13 protein-coding genes are annotated in these 13,276 nt (G+C 40.4%); all 13 read right to left on the bottom strand.

The window, feature by feature from the left end:
• Positions 1 to 6 precede the first annotated feature (6 nt).
• On the bottom strand, positions 7 to 786 hold the full coding sequence (locus AB2B50_RS09295) for an L-threonylcarbamoyladenylate synthase (RefSeq protein WP_045763419.1): 780 nt from the start codon (positions 784 to 786) through the stop codon (positions 7 to 9).
• Between the two features lie 25 nt (positions 787 to 811).
• Positions 812 to 1,405, bottom strand: coding sequence for a 3-isopropylmalate dehydratase small subunit (gene leuD / locus AB2B50_RS09290; RefSeq protein ID WP_320693188.1), 594 nt, complete (start codon positions 1,403 to 1,405; stop codon positions 812 to 814).
• Between the two features lie 9 nt (positions 1,406 to 1,414).
• Complete coding sequence (leuC, locus tag AB2B50_RS09285; protein WP_320693189.1) at positions 1,415 to 2,797, bottom strand: 3-isopropylmalate dehydratase large subunit; 1,383 nt, start codon at positions 2,795 to 2,797, stop codon at positions 1,415 to 1,417.
• 3 nt (positions 2,798 to 2,800) lie between these two features.
• Entirely contained in the window at positions 2,801 to 3,070 is a 270-nt protein-coding gene (locus AB2B50_RS09280) for a DUF1294 domain-containing protein (protein ID WP_320693190.1), read from the bottom strand.
• Entirely contained in the window at positions 3,067 to 4,104 is a 1,038-nt protein-coding gene (gene leuB / locus AB2B50_RS09275; RefSeq protein ID WP_320693191.1) for a 3-isopropylmalate dehydrogenase, read from the bottom strand. The genes AB2B50_RS09280 and leuB overlap by 4 nt, the downstream gene beginning before the upstream one ends.
• Before the next feature lie 11 nt (positions 4,105 to 4,115).
• Entirely contained in the window at positions 4,116 to 5,678 is a 1,563-nt protein-coding gene (locus tag AB2B50_RS09270) for a 2-isopropylmalate synthase (RefSeq protein ID WP_320693192.1), read from the bottom strand.
• Between the two features lie 314 nt (positions 5,679 to 5,992).
• A complete protein-coding gene (locus AB2B50_RS09265; RefSeq protein WP_320693193.1) occupies positions 5,993 to 6,649 on the bottom strand; it encodes an MmcQ/YjbR family DNA-binding protein in 657 nt (218 codons plus the stop codon).
• Positions 6,650 to 6,693: 44 nt separating this feature from the next.
• Complete coding sequence (locus AB2B50_RS09260; protein WP_320693194.1) at positions 6,694 to 7,326, bottom strand: copper homeostasis protein CutC; 633 nt, start codon at positions 7,324 to 7,326, stop codon at positions 6,694 to 6,696.
• 93 nt (positions 7,327 to 7,419) lie between these two features.
• Positions 7,420 to 7,779 carry a YbaN family protein gene (locus tag AB2B50_RS09255; RefSeq protein ID WP_075231616.1) on the bottom strand — a complete coding sequence of 120 codons (360 nt, stop codon included), beginning with the start codon at positions 7,777 to 7,779 and terminating at the stop codon, positions 7,420 to 7,422.
• Between the two features lie 107 nt (positions 7,780 to 7,886).
• On the bottom strand, positions 7,887 to 9,974 hold the full coding sequence (topA, locus tag AB2B50_RS09250; RefSeq protein ID WP_320693195.1) for a type I DNA topoisomerase: 2,088 nt from the start codon (positions 9,972 to 9,974) through the stop codon (positions 7,887 to 7,889).
• 118 nt (positions 9,975 to 10,092) lie between these two features.
• Complete coding sequence (dprA, locus tag AB2B50_RS09245) at positions 10,093 to 10,950, bottom strand: DNA-processing protein DprA (protein WP_083279658.1); 858 nt, start codon at positions 10,948 to 10,950, stop codon at positions 10,093 to 10,095.
• A 111-nt stretch (positions 10,951 to 11,061) separates the two neighbouring features.
• On the bottom strand, positions 11,062 to 11,997 hold the full coding sequence (dapA, locus tag AB2B50_RS09240) for a 4-hydroxy-tetrahydrodipicolinate synthase (protein ID WP_060955817.1): 936 nt from the start codon (positions 11,995 to 11,997) through the stop codon (positions 11,062 to 11,064).
• Positions 11,998 to 12,047: 50 nt separating this feature from the next.
• On the bottom strand, positions 12,048 to 13,124 hold the full coding sequence (locus AB2B50_RS09235; protein ID WP_320693196.1) for an aspartate-semialdehyde dehydrogenase: 1,077 nt from the start codon (positions 13,122 to 13,124) through the stop codon (positions 12,048 to 12,050).
• Positions 13,125 to 13,276: the final 152 nt, after the last annotated feature.

Genomic DNA, 13,276 nt, shown 5'->3' with positions numbered 1-13,276 from the left:
CTTATTTTAGTAATACTCACCTTGACGGTAATCCCATGAATTAAAGGTATCCGATAAATGCATCATGATTTTATCAATGTCAAGACCTTTACGGATCACAACTGGTGCCGGAGAAGTTGAACGTGCTCCTCCTTGTTCCGGAATAAGCTTACCGTCTTTATCGACCATAGACACCATCACACCTTGCTCGTAGCGTGTTTCAACAGTTTTGTCTGGCTGGATTGATGCAACATAGTCATCTGCCTCAATGACAAGATCCACTGCTCCTTCGATACGCTCACCGATACCTTCAACCTTACCTCGGTTTCCTTTTCCAGACGGGTTTGCTGATGAAGCGTAGACCATCTTGCCTTCTTCCCAGAGTTTAGCAGCCAATTGTTCACCAGCTTTCCCAAACTTGATAACGAAACAGCTCGTTCCACGCACATCGGTCATGAGTTCTTCACGACCATCACCGTAAGCTTTCAATTTTTCAAAGGCTTCTGGTTTCCATGGAAGGATACAACCAAGAAGAATGTCTTCATCCCAATGTTTTTGATAGAAGGCTTCAATTTCTGGGTTGAGTTGTGCTAAAGCGCGAAGCTCGTCCATGCTTCCACAGAGAACCACACCTGGTTTGTTACGGTTACGCTCTTTAGCTTCAAATTTGCGTTCAAGGCCTGCCTTATCGCTAGTCATGATGATGTAACCAACTTTTGTAGGGCAAACGATACATCCGCCCTCACCTTTTAAAATGTCATAGCCTTCTTGTGAAAGTGTTCCGTTCCATTGAATGTGTTTTGTCATAGTTCTATTTCCTTTTCTATTTTTTCTAATCCTGCCAGTAGGCTGGTCGTTGTTTTTCATAAGCAGCAATCAAGTCTTCATACTGCAAAGTAATACCGATATCATCCAAACCATTTAAGAGCTTGTGTTTCCATTCGCTATCGATTTCAAAGGAGAATTCTCCAACTGGTGTGATGATTATTTGTTGTTCCAAGTCAACCGTCACTTGATCAGTTGGTTGGAGCTGAGTGAGTTTTTCTCTAACTTCCCTAGGTTGAACAATGGGTAACATGCCATTATTGAGTTCATTATTGTAATGAATATCTCCAAAAGAGCCCGCAATCACGACCTTAAAGTCGTAATCTGCTAGTGCCCAAGCAGCGTGTTCCCTCGAAGAACCTGCCCCAAAATTATCTCCTGTGATTAGAATACTGGCCTTGCGATATTCAGGTTGGTTAAAGACAAAGTCTGGGTCCTCAGTATACTGATCATCCAGATAACGCCAAGCATACATGAGGTATTTACCAAATCCTTTCTTATCAATTAACTTGAGAAACTGCTTGGGTAGGATTTGGTCGGTATCAATATTATCATTCATAAGAGGAACCGTTGTTCCTGTATAAACTGTAAATTTTTCCATATCCTCTCCTTACTGGGCTTCAGGCATTTTCCGAACATCTACGAAACGCCCTGCGATAGCTGCCGCAGCAGCCATGGCTGGACTACAAAGATGAGTTTTAGCACCAAATCCCTGGCGATCTTCAAAGTTACGATTGCTAGTTGAGGCGCAGTGAACACCATCTGGTACCTTATCAGGATTCATTCCTAGGCACATGGAGCAACCTGGGTCTCTCCACTCAAAGCCTGCATCTTGGAAAACCTTATCCAAGCCCAACTTTTCAGCAGCTCGCTTGACTGGTCGTGAACCAGGTACCACAATAGCTGTTAAGTTAGGGGCAATTTTTTTCCCTTCAACAAATCGAGCAGCCAGTTGTAGATCGCTAAGTCGAGCATTGGTACAAGAACCTATAAAAACATAGCCAAGTTCGATATCTGCTGGTTTCTGACCTGGCTGTAAATCCATGTAATGATAAGCACGTTCATCGTTCATATCCTTTATTTCTGGGAAGCTAGTTTCAAAGTCAACTCCCATGGCAGGATTAGTTCCCCAAGTCACCATAGGTGCTAATTCAGAAACATCCATATGGATAACCTTGTCATAGACGGCATCGTCATCACTAACCAGTCTTTTCCAGTCAGTAACTGCTGCGTCAAAATCCTTTGGGACACACTCGCGCCCCTTAAGATAGTCATAGGTGGTCTGGTCTGGATTCATAATTCCCATCTTGGACCCAAACTCTATGGACATATTGCAGATGGTCATTCGCTCTTCCATGCTCAAGGCATCAATAGCCTGACCTCGATACTCCACCACGTAACTAACACCACAAGCAACGCCGTATTTGGCAATCAAGGCTAGAATGAAATCTTTGGCATAAACTCCTTTTTGAGGAACTCCAGTGAATTCCACCAACATTTTCTTGGGTTTAACCTGCCAAATGGTTTGAGTAGCAAAGACATGCTCGACCTCACTGGTCCCAATTCCGAAAGCAATCGCTCCAAAAGCTCCATGGGTCGCCGTATGGCTATCTCCACAGACGATAAATTTTCCTGGTTGTGTTCGTCCTGTTTCTGGACCAACCATGTGAACGATGCCTTGTTTTTCAGAACCGTGGGTCGCATGTTCAATCCCGAATTCCTCAACATTTTCTGCCAACTTATCAATTTGAGCCTTGGATATTACATCTCGAATATCGTAAATATTAACCGTCGGAACATTGTGGTCAAAGGTACCAAATGTTAAATCTGGTCTCCTCAATCTTCTCCCTGCATCTCGTAATCCTTGAAAAGCTTGAGGACTGGTCACTTCATGGATGTAGTGCTGATCCACATACATGAGTTGCGGTTGTCCCTCTTCTCCTGTGATTACATGGAGGTCCCATAATTTATCAAAAATTGATTTTCCTGCCATTCATTACCTCCATACAAAATACAAAGCCACTAGTGTAGTTACTATTCCTAGGAACCAAACTGTTTTAAAATACCATTTTCTGGTCTTGTGGTGAAAAGTAATTCCTGCCAACCAGGCTCCAAAACCGCCACAAAAGAATGCAAATGATAATAAATATTTTTCTGGGATTCGCCAAGCACCTCTTTTGACTTTGGATTTGTCAATGCCATAGATGACAAAAATCAAAAGGTTCCAAATTAAGAGAGCAAAAGTAATTCCTTGATTTATCTTCATAATCTTTCAATGATGGCTTCCGTCATTTCCTTGGTCGAAGCCTGTCCTCCTAAATCTCTCGTTAAAATACCTGCAGCTAGACTTGCCTCAACAGCACGCTCGATACGCTCCGCATCCTCATAACGTCCAAAACTATCTCGAAGCATCATTGCAACTGATAAAATCATAGAAATGGGATTGGCAATACCCTGACCAGCTATATCAGGTGCTGAACCATGAATCGGTTCATAAAGGCTCGGTCCATTTTCAGAGTGACTAGCCGATGGCATAACTCCAAGTGTACCAGATAGAACGCTTGATTCATCAGATAAGATATCTCCAAAAAGATTCTCTGTCACGATAACATCAAACTTGGCTGGATTTGTAATCATGAGCATGGAAGCCGAGTCGACTAGCTGATGCTCCAGTTCTACATCAGGGAAATCTTTCGCGACTTCTTCAGATACTTTCCTCCAGAGTTTCGATGTCGCCAAAACATTTTGCTTATCAATACTGGTGAGGATTTTTCTCCGGCTTCTAGCAATTTCAAAGGCCTTACGAATAATCCGCTCGACTTCCTCGTAACTATAATCGTTGATATCACGCGCTTTTTTCTCTTCAAGGATATGTTCTCCAAAGTAAATGCCACCAGTCAACTCACGGACTACTACAAAATCAACACTAGCAATTCTTTCTGGTTTAAGCGGTGACAAGTGCTTGAGACTCTCAAATATCTTTACCGGACGAATATTAGCATAGAGATTTAGTTCCTTGCGGAGAGCCAATAGTCCTTGTTCAGGGCGAACAGGAGCATCATCATACTGAGGACTTCCGATTGCAGCAAGCAGAATAGCATCCGCTTGTCTAGCAGCCTTTAAAGTTTCATCTGGTAATGGATGTCCTGTAGCATCAATACCTGCACCTCCAAATGGTCGTCTGTCTATCTCAAAGTCAAATCCTGTTTTTTCGGCTATCGATGCAAGAACTTCTAAACCAGCTTCCATGATTTCTGGTCCAATTCCGTCGCCTGCTAGGGCCACTATTTTCTTTGTCATAGAATTCTCCTTTAAACACTAGGCATGTCACGGTAGGAAAGATTTGGGCCGATCTCGCCAGTATTCTCTTTTTGAACAAAAGTATTGGCATTGATATAAGCAATAGCTGATGCTTTCAACACATCAAAATCAAGACCTGCTGCGTTAAAGATAGTTTCAGTATCTCTGTTTTCAACAGTAACTAAGACACGTGCCTGAGCATCAATCCCGTCTGTTACCGCATCAATGGTGTAGGATACCAAGCGAACAGATTGATTAAAGAATTTATCGATAGCGTTAAAGATGGCCTCAACCGAACCTTGTCCTGTTGCATTAAATTCAACCTTTTCACCATCCAAATTAGCCAAGCTAACAGTCGCTTCAATATCATTTTCCGCATGAGTTTGGAGTTGTAGATCATCGAAGTGGAACCCTTCTGGATTTTCAACCATGGTACCAGCTACTAGAGCTCGAATATCTGCGTCAGTGACTTCTTGTTTCTTATCTGCAAGTGATTTGAATTTGTCAAAGAGTGGCTTGATATCCTCTTCTGTGAAGTCTAAGGCCAGTTCTCTCAGTTTTTCTACAAAGGCATGGCGACCAGATAATTTCCCAAGTGGGAGACTATTACTCTTAACACCCACCAGTTCAGGTGTAATGATTTCATAAGTGAGAGGATTTTTAAGAACACCATCTTGGTGAATACCTGATTCGTGAGAGAAGGCATTTCCTCCAACAACCGCCTTGTTTTTTGGAACTGGAATTCCTGAGAAACGAGAAACCATTTCAGACGTATTAATCGTTTCGTTTAGGACAATCCTTGTCTCTGCTTGGTAATAATCTTGGCGAATATTTAGGGCCACCGCTATTTCTTCTAAAGCAGCATTCCCAGCTCGTTCTCCAATACCGTTAATGGTTCCTTCAACACGCCCTGCACCATTCTTAACAGCTGCAAGGCTATTTGCAACTGCCATTCCAAGGTCATCGTGACAGTGAGGCGAATAGATAATCTGACGATCAGTTTTAACATTGTCAATCAGATACTTGAAGATATTCCCATATTCCTCTGGTGTGGTAAAACCAACCGTATCAGGAATATTGATATAAGTCGCGCCTGCATCTACCGCTGTCTGAACGACTTGTAGGAGAAAGTCCAACTCAGTTCTAGTCGCATCTTCTGGAGAAAATTCTACTACTTCAAACTTACTCCGTGCATAGGAAACATGTTCACTGATCGCTTCCAAAATCTCTTCCTTACTCTTATTGAGCTTATACTTACGGTGAATCGGACTGGTAGCTATAAAGACATGTATTTGTGGATACTTAGCATCCTTGAGTGCTTCATAACAAGCGTCAATATCAGATTTAACAGAACGAGCTAAACCAGTCACCGCTGTTTTCTTCAAGACTTTTGCGATTTCCTGAACTGCAGTAAATGAGTCTGGACTAGCTGCTGGAAAACCAGCTTCAATTGCCGAAATTCCCCATTTTTCTAGCTGTTTTGCTATAGCAACCTTTTCTTTTATTGAAAAATTGACACCTGGTGTCTGCTCACCATCTCGAAGGCTAGTATCTAGAAATTCAACTGTTCTCATAAGATTTCCCCTTTTCTAAATTTGGTTTTAAAAAAACATCTCGCTCGGAGTTCCAAGCGAGATGTTGATTTACTCCCGCTTGGTAAGCCAAACAGGACTAATGCTTCTGCACTAGCCCGAGTACCTCAACAACAAAGCAAATTGATTAAACTTAGCTGTTTTCATGTTTGACTTTCTCCTTCGTTTGATATCTTGTTTAGTATTTTAGCATAGGAAAAAACACATGTCAAGAAAAAATCCAATATTTTCTGAAAATTTCTTCAGTAAAGAATATTTTGCTAATTGAAAGTATTTGAAAAATCAAGTAAATATAATTACTTTTTCAAGGTCAAGTTCCAGCTTTTTTCGATCAATTCTAGCATCTCTTCATCTGATAAACTATCATCCAGTGGCACACTAATCCAGTAGCGCTTGTTCATATGAAAGGCTGGATAAATCCCTTTTTTTACCAACAAATCAGATACTTGATCATGTTTGAGATTGACTGCTTCCACTAATCCTTCTCTGTCCTTTTCAAGCTTATCCCAAGAAATCTTCATAAGAACTGCATACCACTTCTGATTATTTTCATGGCGTAAAATCGCAGTATCAGGAGATTTCTCCCATAAGTATTCTAATTGATTTTCATACTTTTCTTGAACACGACTCATGATTCTCTTGGTCTGAGGATAGATAAAATCCTGCACCTCAAAACAAGACTTTCGGATTTCATAAAGAACTTCTAAGCAGGCTTCACGGACACTTCCTACAAATGTCCCTCTCATACTGGTCATATGAACTTGTGGATAGAGATCCCCAGTTTCTTGGTCATAAACTTGAAAACCTAAGACTCCATCCTCAACTGTAACCATCATGAGAAAGTCTCCCTGCAAGATAGTCGAACTATGGGTCCATACGCCTTGATTTTCTACAAATCCATACTCTTTGGCCTTTTTACTATTAAACTGATAAGCTTTAAAAATTTCAAACATAAGCGAAAACTGCTACCAAAAGCTAGCAGTTCCTTTCTATTTTTTTAAAAGACAACCTTAGTTCCATGTAATTGTGTCACACCCAGTTGGTCGATAAAGGTTTGACGGTTGTCCATGTCAATCCCTCCACCAGGTAAAATTTCAATTTTTTCTGCAGCGTGTTCTAGGATTCTGTGATAGTTCGCAAAACGTTTCTCTAGAGAATCTCCAGATACACCAGCACGAGTGAGGATGCGTGTTACACCAGCCTGGCTGAGCCAATCAATAGCTTCCAACTGATCCTGTTCGCTCAATTCATCAAATGCCATATGGAAAACAATTTCCATACCTTTAGATGCAGCAATCAATTTTTCAAGATTGGCCTTGTCCAACTTCTTATCAGCAGTCAATGCACCAAAGACAACGCCTTGGCTACCTGCTTGAGCAGTCAGAGCAATATCCTCAAGCATGATAGCAACTTCTAAATCATTGTAGACAAAATCACCACCACGCGGGCGAATCATAGTCATAATGGTCGTATCGTAGTCGGCCGCCAGTTCCACAGCTGCCTTTGTCACTCCGTAGCTTGGAGTTGTTCCACCAACTGCTAGATTATCACAGAGCTCGATGCGGCGAGCTCCTGCCTGCATAGCTTTTTCAAGCAAGGTTACATTTTCAGCACAAAATTCGTAAATCATTTGATTCTCCTTGAAGATTACTTTAAATTTATTATATCATATTATTTTGAATATGTTTTTATTTTTATCAAGGGAAATCGTTACTTATTAAAACTATTCTTTATCAGGAATCACCTTAAAAAGATAGTAGGTAATAAAGATGGTTAAACATCCCAAACCGATTTTAACTGGTAAAAGAGGCGCAAAATAAATGGAAATTCCCATCAAGATATAAATTGATACAATAATCTTTTTCTTACGTTCACGCGCAATAGACTTGGTCTCACGAAAGTCCGCTACGTAAGTCTGATAAAGTTTGGTATGATAAAGCCAATCTTCAAAACGCTTGGAACTTTTTGAAAAACAAGCAATAGACAACAAAAGAAAAGGAGTCGTAGGCAACAAGGGCAAGACAACTCCAACAATAGCCAGAGCTAATGACAGAAATCCAATAATCAGATAAATAATACGCATAACTTCTCCTAGTTATAAATAATCATCTATTAGTTTCCCACAAAGTTAGGAATTTTGTCAAGCCTTTACTAAAAAGAGCCTGAAATTTACTTTCAGGACTCATTTTTTTATTTGATTTTTTCTTCTTCGTAATCACCATTGCTACAAACGATTTGCTTACCGCCACCACGGACTTTTTTCTCCATGAGGAAGTTTCCACATTTTGGACAATCTCGCCCTACAGGCTTGTCCCAAGAAGTGAATTCACACTCTGGATAGCGATTGCAACCATAGAAGATACGATTACGCTTAGTTTTTCGTTCAATAATTTGTCCTTGATGACAGCTTGGACACTCAACACCAATCTCTTTCACGATAGCCTGTGTATGACGGCAATCTGGGAAATTGCTACAAGCGTAGAACTTACCAAAACGACCAAGTTTAATGACCATTGGACTGCCACACACTTCACAATCAAATCCTGCTGGCTCATCCTTGATTTGGATTTTTTCCATTTCCTCTTCGGCTTTGGCAACCTCTTTAGAGAAGGGTTTGTAAAATTCATCAATGACTCGTTGCCATTGTTCTTTACCGACTTCGACATCATCTAGTTTACCTTCCATTTCAGCTGTAAAGGTTACATTGACGATATCTGGGAAGTATTCAACAATCAGTTTGTTGACAATTTCTCCCAGTTCTGTCGGTTCAAAACGCTTGGCTACCAAACGCACATAATAGCGCTTTTGAATGGTTTCAATAGTTGGTGCATAAGTAGATGGACGTCCAACTCCATTTTCTTCCAAGGTCTTAATTAAAGTAGCCTCAGAATATCGTGCTGGGGGTTGAGTAAAGTGTTGCTCAGGTTTACTATTGACCTGTTTGACCACATCACCAACTGCCATGTCCGGCAACATCTTATTCTTATCTGAGTCATTGTAAATGGCCAAGTAACCATCAAATTTAATCTGACTGCCATTTGCTGCAAATTGAACTCCATTTTGAGAGAGCTTAACAGCCATGGTATCAAAGATGGCACCAGTCATCTGACTCGCTACAAAACGGTTCCAGATAAGGGTATAGAGTTTTAGTTGGTCTTTGTCTAAGTATTTAGCAATTTTTTCTGGCGTGTTAAAGACACTTGATGGGCGAATAGCCTCATGGGCATCTTGAGCACCAGTAGCATTTTTGACCTTGCTACCATGCTTAGAATACTTACTACCAAAACGTTCATTGATGTAGCTTGCAGCTTCATTTTGTGCAACTGGACTGATACGAGTCGAGTCTGTACGCATATAGGTGATCAAACCTTGGACGCCCGTACCAATATTAATCCCTTCATAGAGTTGCTGGGCAACCATCATGGTCTTTCGAGTACGGAAATTGATTTTATTAGCTGCATCCATCTGCATAGTTGAGGTAGTATAAGGTAGTGGAGCGTTACGCTTGCGCTCTTTTTTATCTACCTGATCCACTGTAAAGTCTTTGCTGGATAGGTGAGACAAGACTTCTTTGACCTCTTCATTGGTAGCCAATTTCATCTTCTTGCCATTCATTCCATAGAAGGATGCTTGGAATTGCTTAGTCCCCTTTTTGAAGACTCCATCAATAGTCCAATATTCTTCTGGTTGAAAAGCATTGATCTCATTTTCACGGTCAATGATTAACTTGAGCGCAACAGACTGAACACGGCCAGCTGATAAGCCCTTCTTGACCTTTTTCCATAAAATTGGTGAAATAGAATAACCTACCAAGCGGTCCAAGACACGACGGGCTTGTTGGGCATCCACCAAATCCATGTCAATCTTACGAGGTTCTTTAAAGGCATTTTTTACCGCATCCTTGGTAATCTCGTTGAAAACAACACGGTTAGCATCATTTTTATCTAGATTCAGAATATGAGCTAAATGCCAAGAAATTGCTTCTCCTTCGCGGTCCGGGTCACTTGCGAGAAAGACTTTACTGGCTTTTTTAGCTTCTTTTTTCAAGTCATTGATCAGAGGACCTTTCCCACGAATATTGATATATTGGGGTTCATAATTATTTTCTACATCGACTGACATACTGGATTTTTTCAAATCACGAATATGACCAACACTGGCTAAAACCTTATAATTTCTACCCAGGTATTTCTCAATCGTTTTAGCCTTTGCAGGCGACTCCACGATTACTAGATTTTTTTTAACTGTTGATTTTTTTTTCTTTGTTGCCGTAGCCACAGTATCACACCTTTTCAAAGTAATAAACTTTATAAAGTGTAAACCATTTTTAAAAACCTGTCAAGACTTAACTCTTATATATAGAAGAAAAGTTTAACCGATAAAACCTTACTAGTTCTTAAAATTCAAATTCTGCTAGCACATCCTGACCACTCGAAACAAGTTTTGCACCTTCTTGAACCAAGTGATGACAACCATCTGAACGACCATCTAAAATGCTACCTGGAATAGCAAAAACATCTCTTCCTTCTTCCATAGCTCGCTCACAGGTAATCAAACTACCAGATCTCATCTTTGCCTCAGCAACGATAACACCCATACATAGGCCAGCAATAATCCGATTTCGTGCTGGAAAGTGATATTTCAAGGGTTCTTCACCAGGTCCATATTCACTCAGTAGCAAATGATATTCACCGATGTAGTCCTGCAGTCGTTTATTAGATCGAGGATAATAGACATCTAAGCCAGTCCCTATAACTGCAATAGTTTTTCCACCACCTTGAAGAATAGACATATGCGCTGCAGTATCAATCCCTCTAGCAAGCCCACTGACAATGACTAGTTCATTCTCCAGTTCTTCAATAACCTTACGGACTGATTTTGTCCCTGTTTGACTACAAGAGCGACTGCCTACAACTGCAATCTTAGGCAACTTTAAGAGATTTAAATCGCCCTTATAAAATAATAATACTGGAGCATCATAGATTTCACTGAGAGCAAAGGGATAGACATCGTCTAGGATGGAAAATGAGGGAAATTTTTCAAAGTCACTTCTTAATCTCTCCATACTTTCAAAGGTGAGTTTATGGTAACGTTCCATAAAAACCACTGGATTTCTACACTCAGATGCTTCTGCTATCGTTTCTAAGCTTAATTCCTGATCATAAATTTCTCCATATTGAAGCACCTTTAGAACTTGTTGATTACTTAGACCTGCTTGTTTTAACTTATAAATCTCAAAATTATCAATCTTAATTTTCATGATAGCCTCCTTATTTTTCTCTCTATCTATTTATTCGTAAAAAAGAAAAAAACTTCCCAACAAATTGACTTGTTTAGGAAGTTTCTATCATTAATAATGAAAATTTTAGTAATCAGGACGAAGAACTCCAGTGACAGTTGCCTTAGTTGCTTCGTAATCCCCATCAATAACAACCTTGATAATGCGTTTAGCATCCTCTTCAGGCGCAGGAACCAAAGGTAGACGAGTAGGCCCAGCTTCGAATCCCATATAGTTGAGTACTGCCTTAACAGGTGCCGGACTCGGGTAAGAGAATAGAGCATTAACTTTAGGAATAAATTTACGTTGAATAGCTGCCGCTTTCTTCATATCACTTTCTTCGATTGCAGTGAACATTTCATGCATCTCATCCCCATTTGTATGGGATGCAACAGATATAACTCCGTCTGCACCAAGGTTCATAGCATGGAAGGCATCTCCATCCTCACCAGTGTATACCAAGAATTCTTCTGGCTTATGCTCAATCAAGTAAGCCATATTAGCAAGGCTGGTACATTCCTTAACACCAACGATATTTGGATGTTCCGCCAAACGAAGTAAAGTATCTGGAGTCATTTCTACAACTACACGACCTGGAATGTTATAGATTATAATAGGCAAATCAGATGCATCTGCAATAGCTTTAAAGTGTTGATACATACCTTCTTGAGATGGTTTATTGTAGTAAGGAACAATCGCAAGACCAGCCGCAAAACCGCCAAACTCTGCTACCTCTTTGACGAATTCAATAGAATCTCGTGTATCATTGGTACCAACACCAGCGATTAAAGGAACACGGCCATTGACAACCTTTTGAACAGCCGCAAACAACTGCAACTCCTCATCGTGAGTCAGAGTCGGACTCTCAGCAGTTGTTCCTGCTAGGAGAATTCCGTCTGTATGATGTGCTAATAAATGTTCAATCAACTTTGGAATGGCATCGAAATTGATTGAACCATCTTCATGAAAAGGAGTAATAAAGGCCGTGATAATTTTACAATCTTTTAAATCTTGATAAGACATACAAAACACCTCTCTATTTTAAAGAAGGAGTTCAAATGAACTCCTACACATTATTTCAATTCAAATTTTAATTCAGCTGTTGGGCGTACTAGACCACGTTCGTGAAGTGTTTCTGCGATTTGAACTGAGTTCCAAGCTGCACCTTTAAGAAGATTATCAGATACTACCCACATATGAATACCTTTTTCTGCATCCAAGTCTTTACGGATACGTCCAACGAATGTATCACGTGAACCAACAGCATTTACTGCTTGAGGATAGATTTGGTGAGCAACATCATCTTCAAGAACTGCACCTGGGAAGGCAGCAATAGCTGCTTTCACTTCTTCGATTGGTGCTACTTCTTTTGTTTCAATATAGACTGACTCAGAGTGAGCTGACAAAACTGGAATACGTACACATGTTGCTGATACGGCAATGCTATCGTCTTCCATGATTTTCTTGGTTTCGTTTGTCATCTTCATCTCTTCATAAGTGTAGTCATTATCAGTGAAGACATCGATTTGAGGAAGGGCATTAAAAGCAATTGGATAGTGTTTTTTATCGCCACCTGAAGGCAAGATTTCAGCTTTTACTTCACGTGGATTCACACCGTCATTCAAGACTTCACGAAGCTCACATTGGGTTTCAAGAATTGCTCCCATACCAGCACCTGAAACTGCTTGATAAGTTGATACGATAATACGGTCCAAGCCCCATTTCTGACGAACTGGCTCAAGAGCTACCATCATTTGAATAGTTGAACAGTTAGGACAAGAGATGATTCCGTTGTGAGCATCAAGGGCGTGAGCATTCACTTCAGGAACAACCAATGGTACATCTGGATTTTGACGGAAGTAAGAAGTGTTATCTACGACGACTGCTCCTGCTTTTACAGCATAAGGTGCGTATTTTGCAGAAGTTGATCCACCAGCTGAGAAGAGAGCTATATCAACCCCTTCAAAAGCATCTTCTGTTGTTTCTTCGATGGTCACATCTTGACCTTTGAATTGTAAGACCTTTCCTGCAGAACGTGCAGACGCAAGGTAACGAATCTTATCGATCGGAAGAGTTGATTCTTCCAACATTTTGATCATTTGAGCACCAACGGCACCTGTAGCGCCGACAACAGCAACTGTGTATCCCATAACAAACCTCTTTCGGAATTTTCTAAAAATTTCTATAATAGAAACATTATACTACTTTTTACCAAAATTGAAAAGTCTTTTCCTATCTATTTTCTGAAATTGACAAGAAAAGGCGGTGGGACAGAAATCGATAGACAAAGTCTCGATTTCGT

This window comes from Streptococcus fermentans, from assembly GCF_040888305.1.
GTDB lineage: Bacteria > Bacillota > Bacilli > Lactobacillales > Streptococcaceae > Streptococcus > Streptococcus fermentans.
The sequence above is the reverse complement of the archived record's forward strand: the minus strand, read 5'-3'. Positions and strand labels throughout refer to the sequence as shown.

Bases quoted from the DNA above. Each gene is read 5' to 3' on its own strand.
- AB2B50_RS09265 (WP_320693193.1), bottom strand. From the start codon at position 6,649: ATGTTTGAAATTTTTAAAGCTTATCAGTTTAATAGTAAAAAGGCCAAA.
- leuC (WP_320693189.1), bottom strand. From the start codon at position 2,797: ATGGCAGGAAAATCAATTTTTGATAAATTATGGGACCTCCATGTAATC.
- leuB (WP_320693191.1), bottom strand. From the start codon at position 4,104: ATGACAAAGAAAATAGTGGCCCTAGCAGGCGACGGAATTGGACCAGAA.
- AB2B50_RS09260 (WP_320693194.1), bottom strand. From the start codon at position 7,326: ATGATTTACGAATTTTGTGCTGAAAATGTAACCTTGCTTGAAAAAGCT.
- dapA (WP_060955817.1), bottom strand. From the start codon at position 11,997: ATGTCTTATCAAGATTTAAAAGATTGTAAAATTATCACGGCCTTTATT.
- AB2B50_RS09270 (WP_320693192.1), bottom strand. From the start codon at position 5,678: ATGAGAACAGTTGAATTTCTAGATACTAGCCTTCGAGATGGTGAGCAG.
- AB2B50_RS09235 (WP_320693196.1), bottom strand. From the start codon at position 13,124: ATGGGATACACAGTTGCTGTTGTCGGCGCTACAGGTGCCGTTGGTGCT.
- AB2B50_RS09295 (WP_045763419.1), bottom strand. From the start codon at position 786: ATGACAAAACACATTCAATGGAACGGAACACTTTCACAAGAAGGCTAT.
- AB2B50_RS09255 (WP_075231616.1), bottom strand. From the start codon at position 7,779: ATGCGTATTATTTATCTGATTATTGGATTTCTGTCATTAGCTCTGGCT.
- AB2B50_RS09280 (WP_320693190.1), bottom strand. From the start codon at position 3,070: ATGAAGATAAATCAAGGAATTACTTTTGCTCTCTTAATTTGGAACCTT.
- leuD (WP_320693188.1), bottom strand. From the start codon at position 1,405: ATGGAAAAATTTACAGTTTATACAGGAACAACGGTTCCTCTTATGAAT.